Here is a 25,049-nt window from a genome sequence, read left to right as displayed (position 1 = left end):
AGTATGATAGCTACACAAAAAGAAATCGTTTTAACATTAGATGCGGGGGGAACTAACTTTGTTTTCTCTGCCATGCAAGGAGGGGAGTTTATTGTTGAAAATTATAGACTGCCTGCCGAAGGTCATGATTTAGAGAAAAGCTTAAAAAATATCCTTAATGGATTTCATCATATCAATGACCAATTGCAAGCCAAAGGATTAACAGCAAATGCTATCAGTTTTGCATTTCCTGGGCCTGCAGATTATCCTAATGGAATCATCAGAGACCTTCACAATTTAACAGGTTACAAAGGCGGAGTAGCCTTAGGCCCGATGCTGAATAAAGCGTTTGGTGTTCCTGTTTATATCAATAACGATGGTGATTTATTTGCTTTAGGAGAAGCATTAGGAGGATTCTTACCAAAAATCAATGCACTGCTGAAGGAAAGTGGAAGTACTAAAAGATATCATAATTTGGTTGGCTACACCATGGGAACAGGACTCGGGTGTGGTATTGTAAGCAATGGAACGTTGCATATTGGTGATAATAGCGCAGGGTCTGAAGTCTTCCTTTTGCCTTCAACAGTATTAGAAGGAGAGAACGCAGAAGAAGGCTCATGTATCAGAGCTGTAAAGCGTTTTTATAATGATTTCTCCCATTCAAATGATGCAGACGAGTTGACACCAAAAGACATTTTTGATATTGCTGAAGGGCATAAAAAAGGAAATCAAATTGCAGCTGTCAACGCATTCGCGAAAGCAGGTGAAAATTTAGGAGGGGTTTTATGTGCTATTAATGCACCCATAGATGCCCCAATTGTAATTGGCGGAGGATTGTCTGGTGCATTAAAATACATTCTTCCTTCAGCTTTAGAAGTGATGCGTTCTTCTTATTCCAATGGAATAAAAAAGGCCATTGCAAAGGTGTATGATTTCACTAATCCTGAAGAGCAAAAAGCATTTATTGAAGAGAAAGGTAAAAAGATCAAAGTTCCTTTTTCAGAGGAATATGTTTTTATGAATGAAGAACAGAAAATAGCCATTGGAGTATCACAATTAGGTACTTCAGAAGCAATCGCTCTAGGTGCTTATGCATTTGCGGTTGGAAAACTAAAGGCAGAAGAAATTCAACTTTAAATCGGTAGTAAGAGGGAGGGCTTTTTAATCTATATTATTAGGTCTTCCCTTCTTTTTACACCAAACAAAATCAACTTTCAATTAACTATTACGGACTTTTTTATAAAAACCAAAGTCTAGCGCAAGTGTTCAGCGAAGCGTCACTTGTGCTTGCCATTATTTATAAGTCTGAAGACTTATAGCTTCAGCAACTTTATTTAGAACTAAAAGTCTTCAGACTTTTTTCAGATATTAGGTCCAAGTCACGCTTTTAGCTTAAGACTTGAACCAGTTTTAATTTTTATAAAAAAGCCGTGCATAACTATTACAAAATTTATGAACAAATTCATCTACCTAATTTTTATTGGTTTAATACCATTCACCCTAAAGGCTCAACTTACCGAACCGGTAGGAAAAGCAGACTTTAGTGATTGGGCAGGTATTCAAAAAATAAAACAAAATGAAGCGATTGTAAAATCAGCGGAAATCCTTTCTTACACCTATACTTCAGGAAAAAACTGGTCAAAAGGCTATAGAGATTATTTCAATGGATGTGATTGGAGTCAGTATGAAGGAATTTCATTCGATGTTTTTCAAAAAAAAGAAGCAGAGGCTAGCATTGCATTGACTTTTTATGTTGCGGAAGAAAACACACGTAAACTAAAATATGAAAACAAAGCCTCCGTCACCTTTTATGGAGCGGGTTGGCAAACTGTATTTATTCCATGGAAATTATTTGATTTGCCAGAAGGACAACGAGGTACACTTCAAGGAGTGAAAAATCTAAACCTGATCATTAATTCTGATAAAAATGAAGTAGTCAAACTAAGGAATGTCCATTTGACAAAAGGTAAAAAAATAGCCGTGTCATCACCCATTCAAGGTTTATCAGCCAAAGCCGGAGAACATGTAACGTATACTGTCAACATCGGAAATCCAACAACGCAGACTCAAACCGTACAGCTCCATTTGCCAAAAGTAGGATGGGAATCAATGATAGCGAGAACAAGCACATCAAGTATCACTTTGGCACCCAACGAAACGAAAGAGGTGATGTTGGAAGTGGAGATTCCATCAAGTTTGCCCCAAGGTGTCCGTGAAAAACAGGTTTTAAAACTTACGCCAAATGCTGATGGCAATAATGCTCGTACTATTGAATTTACAACGGCTGTAACGGTTCCTTCTCCATTTATGGTGCACACGCTAGACAATTGGAAAATAGTGGAGGATAAGATTGAAAATTATGATTGGGCAAAAGAAGAATTAGCAAAAATAGAGGCAAAAGCTCAAAAGTGGACAGTACCTGAATATTCACAAAAAGAAGCGCCTATGGATGCATTTAGAGGTCCCTATTTATTCCATAACAATGAAGCAGGGAAGATGATGAATTGTGCGATGGCTTATCGTCTGACAAAGAAGGAAGAATATGCGAAGAAGTGCATCGTATTTTTAGAAAAGTTAGTGGATGAGGAAAAAGGATATCCAGCTACTTTCAGAGTCAATCAAAATAACTTTGTAAAAGAAGGTGGCGTTTTCCAAGATGTTGCCAGAGGTTATGATATGCTATTGGACAGCGACCTTTTGACGGAGCAATTGAAAGCAAAAGTAGAGAAAACATTCCGTTTATATATAGAAACAGCCATGTTAGGCAATGATGATGGAGGAGTGAACAATTGGGATTTAAGTGAGTTGGCAGGTGCTTTTTATTGTGCATTGGTGATACAAGACTGGCATTTGGTGGATTGGGTATTGAATTCCCCTTCTGGAATCTACCGTCAATTTACCCAAGGTGTAATGAGTGATGGCTGGTGGTATGAGTGTGCAGTGGGTTATAACCTCTGGTGTTCAACTATGTTTTCTGAAATTGCCATTGCTTTACGTCCATGGGGCGAAAACTTTGTAGATGCTCAGATGCCTATCGGTACAACTCCTTACTACTCTCTACTTCCTGAAAGAATGAAAGCAGGTTTATACGGAATGAACTTTGACAAATGGGGAGCAATGCACAAACCTAGCGTCGGTATCAAAGACATGTGGAATGCTCTGATTCCGTTCTTGGATTACAGAGGTGTTATCTTTGCGGTCAACGATGCACAAGAGGCAGTGGTCACTGGTGAACCTTATGAATTGGCTTATTACTTGTACGGCGATCCTGAATATGCCGCTGTGATTCAAAGAGGAAAGGGACGTAATCTTCTTTATGGTGTACCCGAACTTCCAGAGGTGAAATCAGAAACGGTCAAGCAATCTGCCTATGCAGACAATATGGGAATTGTACAATTAAGATCGCAAACAAAAGACCGAGAACAAAGAGAGCAGATCCAAGCTGTTTTACATTATGGTACACATGGAGGTTATCATGGACATTTTGATAGAACAAGCTTCTTAAGCATGATGCGTTATGGAAGAAGTTTCTTTAATCCAGAAATGTATTGGTACGGCTACAAATCCTATTTATATAAGTTTTTGGTCCAAAATTCCATCAATAAAAACATGGTGACAGTGGACCTGAAAATGCAAGACCCTCAAGAAAGTTTCCGTACTTTATTCTACACGGGCGACATGATGCAAGCTTCAGCTGTGGAAACGAAAGCACGCTGGCTCAACCCTCCTTATGGTGGAATTGTTTATGCAGATAAGATGGATTATACCTTTGCAGAGAAAGCTTGGGAAGAAGGCAGATCTTTGTATATCCCTGAAGAAAAACCACAATATGGAAAAGTGTCAGACTCTACGGAAGTGATCTTACAAAGACGATTAATGGTCATGATGGACGATTATGTGGTATTAGCAGATTATGTAGAAGCAGAAGAAGAGCATGATTTTGATTGGCTGTTTCAAATGAAAGGGTTTAAAGAAATCAATGGACCAAAAGTGAAATTAGATCGACATGAAAACCAAATGACCACTGATCCTTTCAGTAGTGCACAGTTTACTACAGACTGTAATTGGTATACCACTGAAGGTACATCAAGAGCTGTTTTTGAGATGTGTTTTGGAGAAGAATGCGACAATAGAGGTGCAAGAATGCCTAACAGTGAAGACGGTCCACTGAAGATGGATATTTTCACAGCTTGGCCAAAACAAAATGATATTATGGTAGGAACAGCACCAGAATCATTTGGCGTCAACAAGCAACTTTGGTATTCCATTAAAGCAGATGGAGAAGAGCTTTTAGCCGATAGTACAGGGGCATGGGTATTAGGAAGCAAAGATATTGATCTGAATATTGAAGGAAAGAAAGAGCTGAAATTAACAACTTTATTAAAGCGAAAGCCTAAAAATAATACCATTTTCTGGGGAGATGCTATTGTTGTATTAAAAGATGGAACAGAAATCAGTTTAGCTGATTTGCCTTTGAAAACGGACAATATTTTACCGACATCACAAAAGGGTGAAGACTATTATGGTGGAGTTGTGAAATTAGGCGGTCAGTATATCGAGAAACCTTTAGCAGGAATGCCTGAAAACGTTGAAAAAGCAGGTGAAATCACAGTTGATCTTTCGGCTTATAATGTAGCTCGATTAAAAGTAAGAATTGGAGGAGACTTTCCTTTAGGAGATGAATCACCACGAAGAAAAACATTGGCAGTTCGTACCAAGGGGAAAACAACTAGGTATTTGTCTATCATTGAACCTTACGAAAGTGAGTCGGTGATTGAATCTGTGGAAGCCAAAAATGCGGATACTTTAATTGTTCAATTAAAAGATGGGCGAAGACAGGAAATTACTGTTCAAAATATGGAAAGTACTGATAAAGTTATTGAAGTACATTCAAAAGAATTCTTGAATGGTAAATTAATTCGTGAAGAATCGACTAAAAATGCCACCAAGAAAAATTGGATGAAATAGAAATTCAAATGCCGGTTCAGTGTGTTGATCATAATGCACTGAACTGACGTTTTTAAAAAAACTAACCATGAAAAAATTCACCTTTATTTTATTCCTGCTAGAAGTAATATTCATCAATCCTCTTCTACAGGCACAAGGCAATCCTATCTTAAAGAAAAGTGATTCCAATTTCTTATACATTGCAGATCCATCAGCAGAAGTATTTGACAACAAAGTCTATATTTATTGCTCTCATGATCAAAATGAAGCCACCAATTATAGCAGTATGCAAGATTATGTTGTTTTGGAATCATCTGATCTTAAAACCTGGACCAATCATGGTGTTGTATTAAAACCCAGAGCCTATTCTTGGGCCCAAGGGCAAATGAATGCTCCTGATGTGGCGTACAAAAATGGCTGGTATTATTTCTATTTTCCATACGATAAAACGCACATTGGCGTAGCCAAAAGTAGAACCCCAGAAGGGCCGTGGGAAGAAGCCGTGACGGATAAAATCACTTCTATCTTTGACCCAACTGTCTTTGTAGATGAAGACGGACAAGCCTATATATATGGTAGCGATACAAAAATAAATATAGGAGATAAAGGGCGTCATATAATGGGTGCCAAACTAAAAGAAAATATGGTAGAATTAGACGGCCCTTGGCACCGATTAAGTGAGGAAACCGTGGCAGAAGCAGTACATTGTTTTAAGCGTGAGGGTAAATATTATTTTATGGCTAGAAAAGGGTGGAGAACCGCTTATTGGATGGCAGATTCACCATTACCCGCTGCACCTTATGCCGACTACAAAGGCTTTATCACACCCCATCAAGTGGATGCACCTGCCCATATGTCGGCCATTGAATTCAATCATCAATGGTATTTTTTCTACCAAAGAGGAGACGTGAATGAGGGAACATTCTGGCGCCGTTCAGCTTGTTTTGACAAAATGTTTTTCAATGAAGACGGTAGCATTGTACCAATTGAATACACATTGGGAGAAGGAGTAGAGACCAACGTTCCTGTGACGCCAATTAAATGAGATAATTGAGAGGGTTTCTTAATTTTTTGCTATTCATCCTCCCTGTATAATGGGAGGACTATTTTTAATGGAATGTTTACAAAGGTTGATTTCTCGAGATCAGGTGAGCAATTTAAATTAGTCTTTCAAAATTCTATACGTTTCAATTTCACCATAGACAGCAAACCCATATTTCTTGTAAATAGGTTCTCCCATTGCAGATGCATGCAAAACACAATACGGACAATCTTGATTTTGAGCTTCTACAATCAATCTTTCTGTGATGAGCTTGCCAATACCTTTTCCTCTTCCTTCTGGAACAGTGCCAATCATATGAAAGCCGGCGTTGTTAGAATTGTCAACAAACAAAATACCACATCCTAAACTTTGATCATTCTCTGTATATAAAAATGCCTTTATTTTTTCATGTTGAATAATTGTATAAACAACAGAAGAATCAACTTTATACCCAAAAGACCTTGAAGCCACCTCTGCAAAATAGATAGCTTCTTTTTCTGTATTGATGGAAATAATATTTGAACAATCATGATGAAAATGGTTTGTAACTGACATATCCAATGCCATATTTTTTTGAGACATCAGAAATTGAAGATGCTCTTTATCTTTTATCAATGAAGGTTGGTCAATTGTGATCAATTCCGGTAATTTTCCTTGCAGGCTTAATCCAATAACTTCTTCAATGCTGTTGGCATAGTGATCAATATCAAATTGAAAAACCCTGTAAGGCCAATCGCTTCCTTGAACAGATACAGCGTTATAGTGATCATTTTTTGTAATTGTTTTGGTCAATTCACCAATACAGCTCCAAAGCTCAAAGAGATTACCGACAATTTGTGAATTCATAGTACTCATTTTGGTTTATTCATCAACGAGCAATTTACTACAATTCATTTCGTACTCAAATCAATAGAAGTTTTAATCTCTTCAATCACTTTTTCGATATCCACTTCAATGGTCGAAAAATCAATAAAGTTAGCATTTTCTTCTTCTATCTTATTTCTTTTAATCAGGTTTAAATTCGATGCGTGTTTGAAAAATGGATAAAGTTTATCTTGAATGTTATTCATGTCTTTTTTCAAAATAATCCCATTTCCTTCTTCAATAATAGTATGGGGAGCTAACTCTGTGTTATTGACCGTTCCTGTAATGAAGATGATGGGAATTGGTAATAAAGACTGATTGATATACTGAAGTACATCCAAACCGTTGAAACTGTTAAGTTGATAATCAGAAAGTATGATATCAGGCCTAAATACCTCAATCACATGTAAAGTTTCATCGTAGAGGTTTGTAATTTGTATAGAAGGTTTGCTTATTATTTTGCGAACATGATACGCTATCAATTCCGCATCAGCAATATTGTCTTCAACAATAAGTATTTTTAATGGCAAGTCAAGCATCAAATAATATATTATAGATAATTCTAAAAAAGTTATGAGAAACAAACTTCAGCAATGAGAAGTTATCGTGTCACAAAATAATTATTATATATTAAAATTTGTTATATTAAGAGTACTATTAGTTATAACACCAAAAGCAAAATTTAAATAATACCTTCAGATATGAAAAAATTAATATCCAATCTCATGAATATGGGAACTGGTATTGGCTACGACTATGAAACTGAAAAAAAAATAAGGTTGACCAATGCATTAACAATGTTTTCAAGTGTATTTGCCTTCTTTATGTTTATAGATTTTATGACCTCAGGACTCTCTATTTATGTCTGTCTATCGGTGTTATGCATGTTTTTTATTTTAATTTCAATTCCAATCTTGCATCAAAGAGAATTGAAAGTTTTCCCAAGGTTATTGTATTGTAGTTACTCACTTATCAACGTGATTATACTTAGTGTTGTCATGGGGCCGGAAGTGCACGCCCAGTATTTTTTGTTTGCCTATTTGGGATTGCCAATGGTCATATTTGGCTATGAGATGGGAAAAATGAAAATAGTTTTGTCCTTGTTGGGGTTGGTGGTTTTTCTTTATCTGGAATGGCATTTTCAACATTTTGAGCCTATCGCAAAAGTACCTGAAGAGCAAATCTATACTCAAAGACTTACCAATAATGTGGTTTCTATTTTGGTTGTGATATTGCTTTATTATTTCTTGAATAAGGAAAACAAAAGGTACGTAGATCAGGTAAAGGAGAATATTTTTAGGGAAGAGAAAAGTAAATCGCTGGAATATTTTGCCTACTTGTCACATGATTTAAAAGAGCCTCTAAGATCAGTATCTGGATTTACGAATATCATAAAAATGGAATACCATGATGAGCGTAATAAAGAGTTAAATAAATATTTCAAATTTATTGATAATGGGGTGGAAAAGATGAATACGCTGATTGATGCCCTCTCACAAATGGCAACCTCAGGAAAAACATCTGACTTAAATAAAACTGATCTGAACTTTGCATTAGAGGAGGTGAAAGTTATGCTCAATGAAGTAATACTTGAAAAACAAGCTGTAATTCAAGCTAAAAATCTTCCCATAATCATGTGCTATTCCACAGATATAAAACAGATTTTTTCCAATTTAATTTCTAATGCCATTAAATATCAAGAACCTTCCAACCGGCCAGTAGTGAAAATCACTTATGAGGAGAACAAAGATTTTTGGAAATTCTGTGTAGAAGATAATGGTATTGGTATCCCCGAAGAATATCAAGAAAGAATCTTTAAATTTTTTACAAGATTACACTCTGATTTGGAATATGAAGGCAGTGGTCTAGGATTAAGTTTCTGTAAAAATTTAGTAGATAGACATTTTGGAAATATGTGGGTAGAAAGTGAAATTGGAAAAGGCAGTAGGTTTTATTTTACCATTTCAAAATACTTGAAAAGAGATGGCCTTCCTGTTTCAAAAATGATCCATCAAGAAAAAATGAATTAATAATACTGTCCCATTAATTAGTATTATCAGAAGTTATTAAGGCGCTATCATGTACATTCATTGCTTATTAGACCCCTATAAAAGCGGTTATAATTAATTGAGAATAAAAAACTCCCCTGTTATCAGTTATTTTTTTTCGTCGCAAAACTAATCTAAAACAGTATGTTTGTTTTGGAAGATAATTGTAAAAGCGAGACCGGCTTGAGTATTTATTTTCTATGAAATGAATGAAATAAATCATTAAAAGATTGAATTGATGAAATCTTTGAATATTACCTATTGCCTATTTTTTCTGATTGTATTAGGTACTTTTTCGACCTCTTTACTTTTTGCTAAGGATTATTCAGTATTGGATTATGGTGCTACAGCTGATGGCGTGACTACAGATACAAAGGCTGTCCAAAAAGCGATCGACGTTTGTAGCCAAAATGGGGGTGGAAGAGTGATTATTCCCTCAGGAAAAGTAGTGCAAATAGGTACTATTTACCTTAAAGATTATGTCACACTTTTTATAGAAAATGGAGCCACTTTAAAAGGAAGCCCATCTATAAAAGACTACGGTAAAGACACACACAAGAACAGATATAAAAATGAACCTCACATGGATCGTTGTTTGATTTATGCTGAAAATACCAAATACTTTGGGATTGAGGGAAGAGGCACAATTGATGGTAATGGTCATCCTAAGAACTTTAATAGAAAGACAGGAAGACCAATGCTTATCCGTTTTCTTAACTGTTCGAATATTCAATTTCGCTCAGTGCAATTGATAAATCCTGCAGCATGGACTTCTGCTTGGATTAATTGTGAAGAAATTGTAGTAGAAGGTATTCGAATTAAAAGCCGTGTTAATCATAACGGTGATGGTTTAGATTTTGATGGATGCAAAAATGTAATGGTTTCTAATTGTTCGTTTGATACAAGTGACGATTCTATTTGTCTGCAAGCTTCTGATCCAGATAGAGGGTGCAGTGATGTGGTGATCAATAATTGTATTTTTGAAAGTAAATGGGCAGGGATACGTATTGGTTTACTCTCAAGAGGTAATTTTGAAAGAGTAAATGTAATGAATTGTACTTTCAAAAATATCAAGGACAGTGGTTTGAAGATCCAAATGAACGAAGGAGGAGTGATGAAAAATATGACTTTTTCCAATATAACAATGACCAATGTTCCAAGACCTATTTTCATGACATTCTGCCAACAGAGAGCACATGTTGATGCTCCGGAAGAATTAGCTCCAATGAATTATATGGGAGATATGACTTTTGAAAACTTCCAGATTGACAATAGCATGGTAGAAAAAAATGCACTGATTGTGATGACTGGCTTGCCTAATGGTATTATTAAGAATATTACTTTAAAAAATATCAATATGCATATTGTTGGTGAAGAAATTCAAGGTGAAATCTCAAAAAATGATGTACAGGAATTAACTGTAGACGTGATGGAAGGATGGTGGCCCGAATTCAGTAGATTAGGAGGTACATTGCCTGCTTCGGGCGTTTATTTAAGACATATGGAAGGTGTATTTTTAGAAGGAGTAAAACTATTTACAGAAAAGAATGATAAGAGACCTCCAGTTGTAATGGATGATGTTAAAAAATACGATATACACCGTTTCTTCCTGAATGGTGAAAAAGTAGTTACTCCTTTGGAGAAATAAATTAGTATGTTAAGCTATTATAATTACTCTTTGATTGAAATATTATAGAACACACCTTGTGGTGAGGTGTTAAACTTTTGATTTTAAGGTGCTTAATTCATACTTTTCCCTTCGGTTTATGTGATGAAAAAATAAAGTTTGTAAGTAGTAAATGGTAAGTTTATCTACATTTCAACTAATAAATTATACCACACACTTCAAATCTCTTCGAAACCAAAAAGCACAAGACTATTTGCTAGTCTTGTGCTTTTTGATTTAGATCAGAATCTCCTTATTGCTTGATAATTTTTCTACTTCTTACACCATTTTCAGAAAAGGCAGAAAGAATATAAACTCCTCCTTTCAATCCAGAAATATCAATGGAATTTTGATTAGAAGAGATCAATACTTCCCCAGATAGAGAGATGATTTTATAATTTTCAGCATTACCAAGGCCTTTTATATTAAGGATGTTTCCAGCAGGAACAGGGTATACCTTTAGATCTTCTAAATAGTTACCTAATCCTAAAGGCTCGTCGGTGTTTCCAGTATTAAAAGTGGATCTCTCTACAGGAACTGACAATTCGAAAGTCTTAAGTATCATAGTAGTAACATGTCCTCCATCATCATTAAAGTTGATTGAAATACTGTTGTTTTCTTTGATCAATTCATAAGGAACAGGAACTTCTATCACGCCAAAGAATCGGTCTCTATTTTCTTGATCATTACCTTTCCAGTTTTTTGGAAAAGGAATAGTTGCACCATTAACTGTCAATGTTGGAGCGAGAGATTTATCAAAATCACGACCTAACCCGATTCTTAAAATAGCTTCTCCATGATCAGCAGTTGTGACATTATTGATAAAGAAATCGATGGTTGAATTCGCTTTGATTTCCTGAAGGTAAGAAGAAGCATAGAAGTTATTTTCTCTTTTAGTTTCACTGATATCAAAAGCATTCGTAAAAGTATATTCCAATATCATTGTAGCCTCAGAACCTAACGTTACTTTATCCAAATGCTCAGTGTAGTTTAAGGTATCTAATTGCGTTAGCAAATTAGTTTCATAAGCATGTTTTACCATGATACTTTCCACAGGGTACTTTGATAGTTCACTGATATTCAATTGTACATCTTTTACTTCTTGATCAAGATTACTTAAAATCAAGTATAATTTTTTGCCATCAACATAAGCATCAGAAAGAAGATCAAATTCATTGGCTTTTGTATCAATACGAGTTCCTTTTACATTGGCCCAAAGTTGGAAGAATTTAAGTAGATCAGTGTAAACGTAACCAGAATGAGGCTCTTCGCCTTCCATTTCTCCTAACTCTCTCATTAATCTTGGACCATAAGCATTGTATTCATCCTCAGCTTTATTGTGTGCCCAAGTTGCTTTTGTCAATAGAAAAGGAATAGCGTTGATAATTTGATCTTGTCTTTCTAGCAGTTGCAGTAGCATTGAAGAGAAAGAACGAACGTTATACCAGTCTCTTTCAGGATAATAAGGACCGTCACAGCTTGGACAGAACCAACCGTATTCAGAAATAGACCAAGGTTTTACCTTTCCTAAACTTAACACACTGTAATGATTAATCATGTCCATAATAGCCTCAATGTTGCTTCCTTTTCTCTGTTTTTCTTCCATAGTAGTATTGTCTCCCACATAGTCATACAGGTGGAAAGAGAAGAAATCCATATTTTCTCCAGCTTCATCAATAAACAATCTCCAGTTGTTGTCCCAATGTTTAAAATTACTGCTTTCAAATGCTGGATGTGCGGCTGTATATCCACCAACCATCACATCTGGATGATCTTTTTTCACACGTTGAGCCACAACATTGTGCATTTTAGCAATTTCAAGATTAGTAGTTTTATATTGATTGGCTTTTACAAAAGGCTCATTCAAAACTTCCAGCATTAAAGGTTTTTGTTTACCTGTTGTACCACCACTGCCGAAATAGTGCGTAAGGTAACCGCTGTAAAATTCTGCTACGGCCTCATAATCATCATATTCCCAAGGAGTAGCATCACTGCAACATGAACTAGGGTTTGTTTTTTGTCCATTAGGATACATAGGTGACATTTGACCACCTTCCATACTTGTCACAACTCTATGTTCAAGTAAGTGTGCAGAAGTCCTCTTCGCGTAATTATTGACAGTTTGTTGCCCTTTTTCTTGAAGGTGTTCTGGGTCAGGCCAACCTTTTCTATTAGGATCTTCACGTACCTGATTGAATTCCCAGACGATGGATCCGTTATTTCTACCTAAATAAACATCATAGTCATTCAAAAATGAAGCTCTTTGTTCGTCGCTGTCCCATTCATTTCCGGTAATACTTTCATGGTATACCATAAATTTTGATCGGTCGAATTCAGCACTGTTCCCAACAATATGTTTCATATTGAGGTTGATGTCAAGAGTGTCTTGTGCCTTTACAGCATAGCTGAAGGTCAAGCAATAGAGAAGTAATACAAGTAAGTTTTTCATCTCATTCAAAAAATTTAATTAGTCATACTTAATTTAAGAACTTTCTAAGAGTGGAGCTCTTTTTTCCAATATTACAGCTTTACTTACCTTATCCATTAAATAAAATTGAGTAAATGGTAGGGGGGAATTTTTGGATTTGAACAAGATGCGTCGGTGTTTTTATTGTTCAGAAAAAATCTAGTTTGAATTTTATAAGTAATTGAATCTTCAATAACGATTAAATTTGAACTGAATTAGAAAAAAGGGGGAGTAAACGTTTATTTTTGAGAGGTATAATAGGCGGGTTTCTTCAAACAAAATTTTTAAAATGAATTGGGAGCTCTATTTTGATTTTATAAATGCTTTTAATTTTTAAGAAGATAGAAATTCAAGTGGTTGTTTAGTTGGCTAAGTTGGGCATATAAAACAGTTTATAAGAATTTCACCCTCATGAATGCCCTTTTTTATTCCCTCTATATTATTATCAAACGTCTACCTTTATGTCAATTAGAACGTACTTAACAACTTTTTTGAGAGATAAGAAATGAGATTGAATACAGTGAAATATTGGATTTCGGGTCTACTTGTGTCTTTGTCCCTATTTTATTTAGCGGGGTGTGAAGACGGAAATGATAAACCTAATGTTATTTTAATTGTAACAGACGATCAAGGTTACGGAGATGTAGCAGCGCATGGAAATAAAGAAATTAATACTCCAGAAATGGATCTGTTGCATAGTGAAAGTTTAAGATTAACGAACTTCCATGTGAGTCCAACTTGTGCGCCAACAAGAAGTGCATTAATGACGGGTAGAGATTGTAACAGAGTCGGTGTATGGCATACCGTTATGGGTAGATCAATGCTTTATGAAGATGAGGTGACTATGGGTGATATCTTCACTGAGAATAATTATGCTACAGCAATGTTTGGTAAATGGCACTTGGGAGATAACTATCCTTTTGGCCCTCATTTCAGAGGTTTCCAAGAAGCGTTTTTCCATGGAGGTGGCGGAGTAGGTCAAACGCCGGATCACTGGAACAATGATTATTTTGATGATGTGTATTTAAGAAATGGAAATGAAGAAAAAGCCAATGGCTATTGTACAGATGTTTGGTTTAATGAAGCGTTAAGTTTCATAGAAAAAAGTAAAGACAGCAAGAAACCATTCTTATGCTATATAGCTACAAACGCTCCTCATGGTCCATTAAATGTGCCAGCAGAATATGCAAAACCTTATATTGATAAGGGAGTGCCAAAAACAAGAGCAAAATTCTATGGCATGATCGAAAATATAGATGATAATATTGGTAAGTTAAGAGCAAAGTTGAAAGAATGGGAAATCGAGGATAATACAATCTTAATTTTCATGTCGGACAATGGAACAGCTTACGGTGCAGGCTTCAAAGGAAAAGAATTGAAAGGAGGCTACAACGCTAATATGAGAGGAACAAAAGGCAGTGCATATGATGGAGGTCACAGAGTGCCATTTTATATTCATTGGAAAAATGGAGGTATCAACGTAGGAAAAGATGTAGATGATCTAACGGCTCACCTTGACGTATTGCCAACCTTAATGAAACTTTGTAATCTAAAGACATCAAAATCGATCCAGTTTGACGGAATGGATCTTACAGGTGTGATTAAAGGAGAGGAAGAGGAGAAGAAAAAATCAAAGGAGAGAGTTTTAATCGGAGATTCACAACGTATTATTTACCCAGAAAAATGGCGTAATTCTTATGTGATGAATGGCCAGTGGAGACTCATTAACGGAAAAGAATTGTATGATTTAACAAAAGATCCATCACAGTTGAATGATATTGCAAAAGAAAATCCAGGAAAAGTAGCGGCACTTCGCAAAGCATATGAAGCACATTGGGCAGATATTTCACCTACATTCCAGAACTTCCCCTATATCAAATTAGGAACAAAACAAGAACCGCACTCTACACTAACTGCTCATGATTGGCACATTAGTGAGGAACAAGCAATCGCATGGAATCAGAAGCTAATCCGTAAAGGAGTCGGTAAAGATGGAGAATGGAGAGTGGATTTTACAAAAGCGGGTAAATATAAAATTGCGTTAAGCCGATGGCCAAAAGAGGCTGATTTAGCGTTAGATGCAGCTGCACCAAAATTCATTTCAGATGCACCTGATTATGTATTGCCGGAAGGGAAGATTTTTAATTTTAAGAGTGCAACTCTAAGAATTGGTGATAAAACTTGGGAAAATACAGTTACTCCAAATGCAAAAAGTGTAGTTTTTGAAGTAGAAGTACCAAAAGGAGAAACAACAATGCAAGCCACTTTTATGACCAATGATAATACACCAAAAGGAGCTTATTATGTATATGTAGATGACCAAACTACATTAAAATCGAAATAATTACTCTAGGTTTTACGTTTACGAAAGGCCCGCAACCTCGGTTGTGGGTTTTTTATTTCCCATTTTTTAATCAAACACTTCTTCTACTTTTACATAATTTATTACAATTGAACTGCTACGTGTATCTTGTACTTATGTAGTATAGATAAAGACTACAAAAAAGGGATATATGACCAAACGAATCAAGAGTGATTATTCAGCATGAATATGATCAAGTGTATAAAACTTGGGAAGGTAGTTTAACCTAAAAAGTCAATTAAATATTTTACACCAATTCAAAGGGATGTATTAGTGATTTTTCAATTCCCTCAGATTTCAAAAAAGAAAATTAGTAGATGTCAATAATGCAGAATATTATGTAACACTTAAAGAATACAAAAAAGATCAAAAGGGTAATTCATAAAATAAGAAATTATCACAGTATTGGATCATCATTCAATGCTGTTTTATAAGAGTACTCCTTGTTATTGGTCAGTATTTTTTTAGAAGAAAAGACGAAACAATAGTCTAGAGTGTTTTAAAAAGGGGGGTGTTTTTAAAAATAGAAGTGGTAAATACCATTTTATATTTTTTTGTACCGTTGACGTAGGAGGGGTAAGACTTCGTAATAGGTGGCATATATGGCTACTGAAATTGAATTCACCCCTTTTTAAGTTCCCTTTTATCACAAACCCGAAATACCACCCTATTTTTAAAAAGAATGTTACTAACCTCCACCTCCTAATACTATAGCTTTGTATAACGTTTAAAGCATTCTTGTTATCGATTTTTGTTTCAACCCCAAGAGTGTGACGCGTGTTGACAGTATTAAAAAAACCTAAGCATTACAAAGATGAAATTAGTTAAAGTAATTTCACTCTGTGCTTTACTAGCATCCACTTCCTGTGATGTAGTGAATAAGAAGAGTGGAGTAAATATTCAGAAAGAAGAGAAGTTTGAAGAGGATTGGGAGTCTTTATCAAAAGCAAATGTTGCTCCCGAATGGTTTAAAGATGCTAAGTTTGGTATATATACTCACTGGGGGCCAGTATCAGGTGCCTTTGTAAATATGAGACCTAAACAACATTTGGCGGGATGGCACGGGATGCTGATGTATGGAAAAAATGGTATTCCCAATTGGAGAACTGGTAAATTGCCCAGAAGAAAAAATGGTACAGTTAATAATAACCCCACAGGTAATTACAAACATCATACTGCACAGTTTGGTGATCCTAGTGAGGTAGGATATAAACATCTGATTGAAAATTTTAAACCCACTGGCTTTGATGCAAAAGAATGGGCTGATTTGTTTGAAAAATCAGGGGCTAAGTTTGCAGGCCCAGTTGCCATGCACCACGATAATTTTGCCATGTGGGACAGTAAAGCAACCCGATGGAACTCTATGAATTATGGAGGAAAAGATATATCAAAAGAGCTAAAAACTGAAATAGAAAGCAGGGGAATGAAATATATTGCTTCGTTCCATCATGCTTTTACATGGAAATATTTTGCACCAGCACATGTTAATAGCAATGTAGATCCAAAGGATTATGACCTTTACACGGAACCGCATGGATATGATAGTAATATGCCATCCGAAAAGTTTCATCAGGAATGGTGGGCCAAATTAAAAGAGTACATTGACAACTATCAGCCCGATGTCTTATGGTTCGATTGGTGGCTAGAAAATATGGATGAGCAATACAGAAAGAAATTTTTGGCTTATTATTACAACAAAGGAAAAGAGTGGGATAAAGATGTTGTGGTACTTTTTAAAGAAACTACATTCCCTGAGGCTACGGCAGTAAGAGATTATGAAAGAGGCCGCCCAAACAAGCCCACAAAAGAAACTTGGATCACAGATACTTCTCCAGGTACATGGTTTTACCGTTCTAATGCAAAGTTTGTTTCTACAAATGAATTAGTAGACATCTTGGTTGATATCGTTTCCAAAAACGGTAGTATGCTCTTGAATGTACCACCAAATCCAGACGGTACAATTCCTCCACAAATGGAAAAGCTGTTAGTAGAAATGGGTAAATGGCTAAAAGTAAATGGAGAAGCTATTTATGGAACAAGACCTTGGGACGTCTTCGGTGAAGGTCCAACACGTCTGCCAGCGGGTGGTCATAAGATTGAACGTAAGAAGATAGTTTATACGGTCAATGATGTTCGATTTACTAAAAAATCGGAGGATACTTTTTATGCTATTATTATGGATACACCAGAAGATGATATCAATATCACTACGTTAGGCAATCATTTGGGTGTTTTGAATAAAGATATAGAGAAAATAACATTATTAGGCAGTGAGGAAGAATTACAATGGGAAAGAAAAAACGATGGTTTAGTGATTAAGAAACCTAAGTTCTTTCCTTCACTTCATGCACATGCCTTTAAGGTTAAATGTAAAGGGTTTAAAAAGACAGGCTTAGGTGGAGAACTAGAACAAACTTTGTAGACAGGTTTTAATGTTTAGGTAATGAACGACTACTAGATACTAAGCAAAGATTAATTTATATAGCTTGGTTTAAAATGAAAGTGTGACTACTTTTTTATGAAAGAGCATGTTTGGAGGGTTTTTCAAACATGCTTTTATTTTTTCAAGCTTTTAAAATTCAAAAATGATTAATTGATAGTTGATGACTATTTAGTTTACTGTGTATTACATTACGATTAGGTTATTTATCAGGAAAGAATATTGGTAGTACAAAAATAATTGTATATTTAAGTTTGAATAATAAATAAACTTCCCTTGATATACTATGAACATTACTCTAAGAGAAATACAGGTAGAGGATATACTGCACCTGATAAATTATTGGACTCAATCGGATAGTAAATACCTAAAAAGTTTAGGAGTGGACCTTAATAAACTTCCATCGGAAGAGATGTTTAAGGAAATGCTTGAAAATCAAATACAACAGCCATACTCAAAGAAACAGAATTATGCCTTAATTGTATTGAAAGAGGAGCAACCTATAGGCCATGTAAATATTAATGAAATCGATTTTGGCAATGCTGCCAAAATGCATCTTCACATCTGGAAGAAAGAAAACAGGCAAAGTGGAGTTGGTACTGAAATGATCCAATTAGCAATTCCTTATTTTTTCAAACACTTTCAACTTCAAAAGCTGATTTGTGAACCTTATGCTAAAAATAACGCACCCAATAAAACATTAGAGAAAGTAGGTTTTAAATTTGTCAAGAAATACACTACTGTACCGGGTTCAATCAACTTTGAACAAGAAGTAAATCAATGGGAATTAAATGATGTATCAAGCTCATCTTAATTAAATAATGAATGTATTAAATATGAAGACTTTTCACGTAGAAACAGAACGCTTACTATTAAGAGAATTAAGGGAAGAAGACTTGGATGGAATGTTTGCCTTAGATTCTAATCCTAATGTAGTGAAACATATTGGAATCCCTCCTCTTACTGATCCTCAAGAATCTTTGAATATTATTCAGAATATTCAGCAACAATATATCGATTTTGGAATCGGCCGTTGGGCTTGTATTCTGAAAGAAACCAATGAGTTTATTGGCTGGGCAGGTTTGAAAAAAGAAACGAAGTTAAGTGAGTTGGGACCTTATAACGATATCGGCTACCGATTTAGAGAAGAGTTTTGGGGTAAAGGTTATGCAACAGAGTCCGCCAAAATAAGCTTGGATTATGCTTTTGAGGTTTTAAAATGGAATGAAGTAGAGGCGTGTGCCGATTTTGGCAATGAAGGATCGAATAAAGTACTTCAGAAAATTGGTATGACTCACACTAGAGATTCAGAGTATGAAGGCATGCCATTGCATTGGTATAAAATAACAAAAGACGAATGGTTGGAAATTAAGTAACTGCTTAATAATACCATGTCTTCTTAATATTTTAAATAAAGAATACATGTAGAGTTTATAAGTTTGAAAGAGATATTAGAAAACACGTAGAAATATCGATTAAAAGTTGACGATAAAACAGTTTTACAATGTATTCCATTTGGCTCATTTATCTTTCTTAAATAGTAAGGAATGAGCCAAAACAATTTGAACGCGATAGGGTTTCTTATGTAAAAAGGACTTATGCTTTTAGAAACAACATATGGAAAACCCATTCATTACAATAAATCAAAACAAATAGTAGGTAAAACATTTTCGTTATACAAAATAATGAAAATTGGAGGAAGTACCTCGAAACGCTTTTTTATTCAATCCAGTAATTTAAATATAGGTTTTGATAAGGAAATTCAATCTGATTTGGACTCAGCCATTATTGAGATGAGGAAAAGTGGAATTGTGGTTCATATCAATATAAAAGTGAGAAACTTTGAGTGGTTCATTCCTTACTACCGTTTGGTTTTATATCATACCGATCAGGTTTTTAGTATACATAGTCAAGGTTTTTACCTTCAGTTTGATCAATACAAAGCCTCTTTACAACATTCACAGTTTGTCAGAAAGCTCATGCAACAGAAGCAAGAGTATAGAAATGAATATTCATTTATTGATGATCTGTAAACTACTGAATAAGAATAGAAATCACTATAAATAGAGTATTAAAATATCTTAACTCTGATTTTAGTTATTTTTCTTCAACGTTATACTTTATTATCTTTGTACGTTTTTAATATTAATACCTAAACGAATATTCAAATGAATTTACTATTAGAGAAGACAGACAAGATTCGTTTAATCCAAGAAGGGAGTAAATTACCCTACGACCTTCTTCTATTAGCTGATGAGACTATCGAAGCCATTGACAAATACATTCACGATTCAGAAATTTACATTTATGAAAGGGAAGGAGAAACCCTTGGTGTTTACGCTCTCCAAATGTTTGATGGTGAATCTATTGAGATCAAAAATATTGCTGTATCAAAAACATGTCAAGGTGAAGGTATCGGTCAAAGAATGTTACTTAATGCTATGGAGCAAGCCAAAGATAGAGGCTTTAAGTACATTTTGATTGGCACTTCCAATGCTGCTTTCAGACAACTTTACATTTATCAAAAAGTTGGTTTTGAAATCTTTGAAATTAAGAAAGATTTTTACACCAAAAACTACAGTCAAGAGCTCATTGAGAATGGTTTGCCGCTGAATCACATGCTTGTTTTGAGAAAGCAGTTGAATGATTAATAAAAAAATAACTGAAGAAGGTTCTTGCTTAATTGAAAGTAAGAACCTTTTTTTGTAATAGTCTACTTTTTGAAAGAGAATATTTTTTTTAATTTTTGAATAAGTTTATTATTAATAATGCTATACTTATGAGACTAATAACAACTTTACTACTATTATTTAGTGCCACAGCTTTTGCCCAAATAGATATTGGTGACACGGTGACAGTAGCAAAATCGAAGTACAAATATGTTGTAAAACACATTTCAATTACAAGCCAGAAGAAAACGGCTTACGAATTACTGAATATCAAAAGTAACAAAAGAAGATGGGTTCTAGAAGATGAACTCGTGTATGAACGTACAAAAAAGAAGAATCAACTTTATCGTAAAGCTGAGGAAGAGGAATTTGAGAACTTCATTGAATAAAGAAGTTCAAAATGCCCTTATAGGTACATCCAGTTTATGGGGTTTTTTATGGGCAATAAAAAAAGGACTCCAGCAAAACTGTGTCCTTTTCATTCTATAAACTAAACTAACAAACAAACTTCCAACTAAATATTTTTAATCGACTTCTTTATGTCGATGTGTTGTTCTTAAATCATACTCAAATAAATATCATTTAAACTTGTTAACCAAAATTGAGAATCATAAATAATGACATTATTAGAATAGTGCCATTATTAAATTTAAATTTTTATAAAACGATTAGCAAAACTTGAACCTTGGGTCAAAAAGTAAATAAAAAAAATTCCCCAATCCATTAAAAACGGAAAGGGGACTCATTATTAATTGGGGGATGTATAAATCATCCCAATTGAAATACGATATCAGATTTAAGTTGATTGTTTAATATCAACATTAATTATGTAGTGGTTTTAATGAAAATAGTCCTTTTCTACATGCCTGCTTTTTTTCTTCACTTATTTTCAAAAACCTTACGTAAACAAGTTACCAATTTTTAGGACTATTTCTACTTTTTGGATGGAGGTAAATACTAAATAACATTATATACCATTAATTATATAGTGTGTTGCTGATCAAAATTGAATTTATTTTGATTTTGATATTGTATTATCCCACTTTTTTATCATGTAGTATGAAATATGTGTCTTGTAATAATGTAATTCAAAAATTAAATAACTTATTATGTAATAAATATTACTAATTATAAATTACTTACCTTTTAATATTAAAAATACGTCAATAACAATTGCACTGTGTTAAAAGAATATATATAAAGTATTTTGTTCATTACATTTAGTTAGTAGCCATTAAAGAAAATGTATCTAACATGATTTTTATTATTTTTTTTTTGAATCCTGTTAAAATAGCACTTTTTAAGATGTTATTTATCCATTATTTTATGTGTTCGATGATATTATTTAATAGGTACTTTACTTTATTATTAGTAATATCAGTCAATGAATTTGAAAATGTAGAACCAATTGATGTATAATGTTAAACATTATTGTTCTTTCGTTTACCTCTCATCACTTTATTATTCTATATTTTTAACTATTTTGCGTAAAAAATACACATAAACATAACTTATTATTCTAAACTATGCCACATAAATACCATCCAGAGTCATTGATGATGACACATGGATATAAACCTGAATTGTCTGAAGGAGCTGTGAAAACTCCAATTTTTCAAACTTCAACCTTTGTATTCCAAACAGCAGAAGAAGGAAAGGCTTTTTTTGAAGTTGCTTATGGTTTGAGGGAAAAAGGACAGGATGAAAACCTAGGTTTGATTTACAGTAGAATCAACAATCCCAATTTGGAAATACTGGAAGACCGACTTTGCCTTTGGGATCAAGCAGATGATTGTGCTGTTTTTGAAAGCGGTATGAGTGCCATAAGTTCTGTGTTGCTCGAATTTTTAAAGCCTGGAGATCTTTTACTTTACAGTGCTCCAACTTATGGAGGGACTGATCATTTCATTCATGATTTATTGAAGAAAATTGGAGTGCACAGTATTCCATTTAGACCCGAACATACAAAAGAAGATCTATTTGAAATGATCAATGAGTCGGGCATGGCGGATCGTTTATCATTAATTTACCTAGAAACACCTGCCAACCCAACCAATGATCTTTTTGATATTTCCCTTTGTGCTGAAATAGCGGACCATTACAATCAACCATCCGAAGAGAAGAACGTTTTTGTTGCGGTTGACAATACCTATATGGGACCGATATGGTCGCAACCACTAAAACTAGGAGCGGATATAGTGATGTATTCTGCAACAAAATATATTGGTGGGCACAGTGATCTTATCGCAGGAGCTGTGTTGGGTAATACAGAGGTGATGCAGAGAGTGAAAACATTGAGAACTTTCCTTGGTAATATGGTTTCTCCACATACCGCCTGGCTGATATTGCGCTCTTTGGAGACTTTAAAAATAAGAATGGAGGCTCAAATGAGAAATGCTATTCAGGTAGCCGAATTCTTAGAGGAACATCCAAAAGTAGATAAAGTGCATTACTTAGGTTGTATTCAAGAAGGAACGAAAGAGTATGAGCTTTATAAGAAGCAATATTCTTCACCTGGAGCTATGGTTTCTTTTGATATTAAAGGAGGAGAAAAAGAAGCATTTAAATTTTTGAACCAATTAAAATTGATGAAGCTTGCCGTGAGTTTGGGAAGTACGGAAAGTTTAGCACAACACCCAGCGAGTATGACGCATATTGGTATTGCAGAAGAGGAAAAGACCACTTTTGGAATTCTGCCGAGCTTAATTCGTCTATCAATAGGTGTTGAAAATGCTGAGGATATCATCTGGGATATCCAACAAGCTTTGGACATAGTTTAAAGATACAAATCTAGGGATGATGACATTAAGGCCATCATCCCTATACTATTGTACTTATGCTAGATCTTCTTTGCGTATTTTTACAACACTCGACGTAGCATTTTCCTTAACTTCTTGTTCTTCTTTTTTCTTGGTTTTACGTTCTTCTTTTCTTTCCTTAAATAATTCCACTGTTGATTTTCCTTCCTTTTCAGCTAACGTTTGTTGTATATTCAAACCTTGGGCGTTGGAGTTCATGCTTAGTAGAAAAAGGGATAAAGTGAATGCTAATATTTTCATAGGTAAAATTAAGTTTATTCATTAGAGATGTTTAAATATAGTTTAATAACGTTTGTAAACTTAATTTTTTAAGAAAAGAACACGATTTCATCACCAATTATAACAAAGGTTATACATTTTCAAACCTTGGATAAACAAGAATTTTAGATTTTATTTCCCCTTCATCATGTTTTACAATCAGTTGAAATACACCTTTTCCCCATTTATTGAAGTAGATTTTGGTTTCCCCTTTGAAGTTATCATGAAGTAGAGTTTCTCCATCTTCATTAATAATTTCTACAAAATAAGTTGAAGATTTCTTTGGTGTAGTTACAGTAACATGATCGTATACAAGTGTAGGGTAAATCTTCCATTCCTTTTCAGAAGAAACGGTTTTCTTTATATAATTCAGAGCTTTGGTAAAGAGCATGAGATGACATAATTTTTATTTACGAAACGCAATAAGTGTTAAAATCAATAAAAATAAAAGTTTACCAACTTTTTTTTGACTTAATATCAGAGTAATGGTTTTTTTACTTTGAATAATACAATATATGTAATGTCACTTTTTGTCACATAAGCCATTCGATGAATAATATTGTACACGTTGCATTTCTTTGTTTTTTACAATTAGTACATCCAACTTTATTTTAAATATTACAGATTGATCATCTCATTTTCTGGAGAGATATTGATGAAGAAAAATATTAGTAGAAGTGATTGTATTTAGTAATCCAAAATGGAACAACAAACAATTTCAAAATAATAAAAGGATGATGAGGAGAAGTAGATCAAATAGTTCTTGAAATTGTAAAAAGATACCGTTTTGAATTAGGTAAAAAAACAATATTGATACCGATGTTAAAACTGTAAAACCAGTTAGTTTTTTGGGCTTTAAATCAAACAATATTAATCTATGTTATATGTTTACATTCTTAATAAGAGTTAAACAAACTAAAAATAATTGTGTAATAAAGTTAAATTAAAGATAATTGTTAATTATTATAAATTCCCTCTTTTTTATGGGTGAATAAATTAATGAAAAAGTAAACTTATTTTATAAAGAGCAAACTTGTCTTTGAAATCAATAAAAATAAAATCTCTTTTTATTCGTCATATTAAACTTATTTATGGTTAATGCTTAGTGGTCTTTAATTAATGATGAGTACAGAAAAAGTTATTACAATGTATTCTCAGTATATAATTTTGATAACGTGATTGATGTAAAATCTGAATGACGAATATCAAAGTTTAAAGCTCTTTTTTCAATTTTTATTTGTAGCAGTAGACTGCTAGATAAAATGGCAATCAATACTATATTATTCTTATTTTTTTGTTAGCTGTAAATTGGAAGTTTTAAGCGGTTAGAATTTAACTGGTATATCAAAATTAGTTATATCATATTTTAAAAAGGGATTAAATTTGGTAGTGCACAATGACGTTTTGTAGAAGGAAATCTTGGAATAAGTTTTTTTTATAAAAGCAGGTTAAAGAAATTAAATTACTAAACTGACTTATGTTGAAATA

Annotated in this window: 18 protein-coding genes; 13 read left to right on the top strand and 5 right to left on the bottom strand. The window is 34.1% G+C overall.

Annotation, left to right across the window (positions count from 1 at the left end):
* Positions 1–3: 3 nt before the first annotated feature.
* The 3 genes from AVL50_RS08005 to AVL50_RS07995 all read left to right on the top strand — a co-directional run bounded on the left by AVL50_RS08005 (position 4) and on the right by AVL50_RS07995 (position 5,971).
* On the top strand, positions 4–1,116 hold the full coding sequence (locus AVL50_RS08005) for an ROK family protein (protein ID WP_062615966.1): 1,113 nt from the start codon (positions 4–6) through the stop codon (positions 1,114–1,116).
* 315 nt (positions 1,117–1,431) lie between these two features.
* A complete protein-coding gene (locus AVL50_RS08000; protein WP_062615965.1) occupies positions 1,432–4,947 on the top strand; it encodes an alginate lyase family protein in 3,516 nt (1,171 codons plus the stop codon).
* A 67-nt stretch (positions 4,948–5,014) separates the two neighbouring features.
* A complete protein-coding gene (locus tag AVL50_RS07995; protein ID WP_062615964.1) occupies positions 5,015–5,971 on the top strand; it encodes a family 43 glycosylhydrolase in 957 nt (318 codons plus the stop codon).
* Between the two features lie 117 nt (positions 5,972–6,088).
* Here the strand turns inward: AVL50_RS07995 and AVL50_RS07990 are convergent, their stop codons facing one another.
* Complete coding sequence (locus AVL50_RS07990) at positions 6,089–6,814, bottom strand: GNAT family N-acetyltransferase (protein ID WP_172826789.1); 726 nt, start codon at positions 6,812–6,814, stop codon at positions 6,089–6,091.
* 44 nt (positions 6,815–6,858) lie between these two features.
* The gene (locus tag AVL50_RS07985) at positions 6,859–7,371 is read right to left on the bottom strand and encodes a response regulator (RefSeq protein ID WP_062615962.1); all 513 of its coding nucleotides are present in this window, start codon (positions 7,369–7,371) and stop codon (positions 6,859–6,861) included.
* A gap of 162 nt (positions 7,372–7,533) precedes the next feature.
* Here AVL50_RS07985 and AVL50_RS07980 point away from each other — a divergent pair, with 162 nt between their 5' ends.
* Positions 7,534–8,862: an ATP-binding protein gene (locus tag AVL50_RS07980; protein ID WP_082795711.1), complete on the top strand. Its 1,329-nt coding sequence runs from the start codon at positions 7,534–7,536 to the stop codon at positions 8,860–8,862.
* 256 nt (positions 8,863–9,118) lie between these two features.
* Positions 9,119–10,528 carry a glycoside hydrolase family 28 protein gene (locus tag AVL50_RS07975; RefSeq protein WP_062615960.1) on the top strand — a complete coding sequence of 470 codons (1,410 nt, stop codon included), beginning with the start codon at positions 9,119–9,121 and terminating at the stop codon, positions 10,526–10,528.
* Between the two features lie 271 nt (positions 10,529–10,799).
* On the opposite strand, the gene AVL50_RS07970 is transcribed toward AVL50_RS07975, so the two are convergent.
* Positions 10,800–12,995 (bottom strand): T9SS type A sorting domain-containing protein, encoded by a 2,196-nt coding sequence (locus tag AVL50_RS07970; RefSeq protein WP_082795710.1) that lies wholly within the window; start codon positions 12,993–12,995, stop codon positions 10,800–10,802.
* Between the two features lie 523 nt (positions 12,996–13,518).
* Here AVL50_RS07970 and AVL50_RS07965 point away from each other — a divergent pair.
* The 8 genes from AVL50_RS07965 to AVL50_RS07930 all read left to right on the top strand — a co-directional run bounded on the left by AVL50_RS07965 (position 13,519) and on the right by AVL50_RS07930 (position 23,264).
* Positions 13,519–15,357: an arylsulfatase gene (locus tag AVL50_RS07965; protein WP_063850601.1), complete on the top strand. Its 1,839-nt coding sequence runs from the start codon at positions 13,519–13,521 to the stop codon at positions 15,355–15,357.
* Positions 15,358–16,189: 832 nt separating this feature from the next.
* Positions 16,190–17,797 carry an alpha-L-fucosidase gene (locus AVL50_RS07960; protein ID WP_062615958.1) on the top strand — a complete coding sequence of 536 codons (1,608 nt, stop codon included), beginning with the start codon at positions 16,190–16,192 and terminating at the stop codon, positions 17,795–17,797.
* 304 nt (positions 17,798–18,101) lie between these two features.
* Positions 18,102–18,629, top strand: coding sequence for a GNAT family N-acetyltransferase (locus tag AVL50_RS07955; protein ID WP_062615957.1), 528 nt, complete (start codon positions 18,102–18,104; stop codon positions 18,627–18,629).
* A gap of 22 nt (positions 18,630–18,651) precedes the next feature.
* Complete coding sequence (locus AVL50_RS07950) at positions 18,652–19,191, top strand: GNAT family N-acetyltransferase (RefSeq protein ID WP_062615979.1); 540 nt, start codon at positions 18,652–18,654, stop codon at positions 19,189–19,191.
* A gap of 222 nt (positions 19,192–19,413) precedes the next feature.
* Complete coding sequence (locus AVL50_RS07945) at positions 19,414–19,848, top strand: hypothetical protein (RefSeq protein ID WP_062615956.1); 435 nt, start codon at positions 19,414–19,416, stop codon at positions 19,846–19,848.
* A gap of 135 nt (positions 19,849–19,983) precedes the next feature.
* Positions 19,984–20,466 (top strand): GNAT family N-acetyltransferase, encoded by a 483-nt coding sequence (locus AVL50_RS07940; protein WP_062615955.1) that lies wholly within the window; start codon positions 19,984–19,986, stop codon positions 20,464–20,466.
* 128 nt (positions 20,467–20,594) lie between these two features.
* Positions 20,595–20,873: a hypothetical protein gene (locus AVL50_RS07935; protein WP_157491205.1), complete on the top strand. Its 279-nt coding sequence runs from the start codon at positions 20,595–20,597 to the stop codon at positions 20,871–20,873.
* A 1,137-nt stretch (positions 20,874–22,010) separates the two neighbouring features.
* On the top strand, positions 22,011–23,264 hold the full coding sequence (locus AVL50_RS07930; protein ID WP_062615953.1) for a cystathionine gamma-synthase family protein: 1,254 nt from the start codon (positions 22,011–22,013) through the stop codon (positions 23,262–23,264).
* A gap of 54 nt (positions 23,265–23,318) precedes the next feature.
* On the opposite strand, the gene AVL50_RS07925 is transcribed toward AVL50_RS07930, so the two are convergent.
* Positions 23,319–23,543, bottom strand: a complete 225-nt coding sequence (locus AVL50_RS07925; protein WP_157491204.1) for a hypothetical protein — start codon at positions 23,541–23,543, stop codon at positions 23,319–23,321.
* A 109-nt stretch (positions 23,544–23,652) separates the two neighbouring features.
* The gene (locus AVL50_RS07920; protein WP_062615951.1) at positions 23,653–23,952 is read right to left on the bottom strand and encodes a T9SS type A sorting domain-containing protein; all 300 of its coding nucleotides are present in this window, start codon (positions 23,950–23,952) and stop codon (positions 23,653–23,655) included.
* Positions 23,953–25,049 lie beyond the last annotated feature (1,097 nt).

Source organism: Flammeovirga sp. SJP92, assembly GCF_001583495.1.
Taxonomy (GTDB): domain Bacteria; phylum Bacteroidota; class Bacteroidia; order Cytophagales; family Flammeovirgaceae; genus Flammeovirga.
The sequence above is the reverse complement of the archived record's forward strand: the minus strand, read 5'-3'. Positions and strand labels throughout refer to the sequence as shown.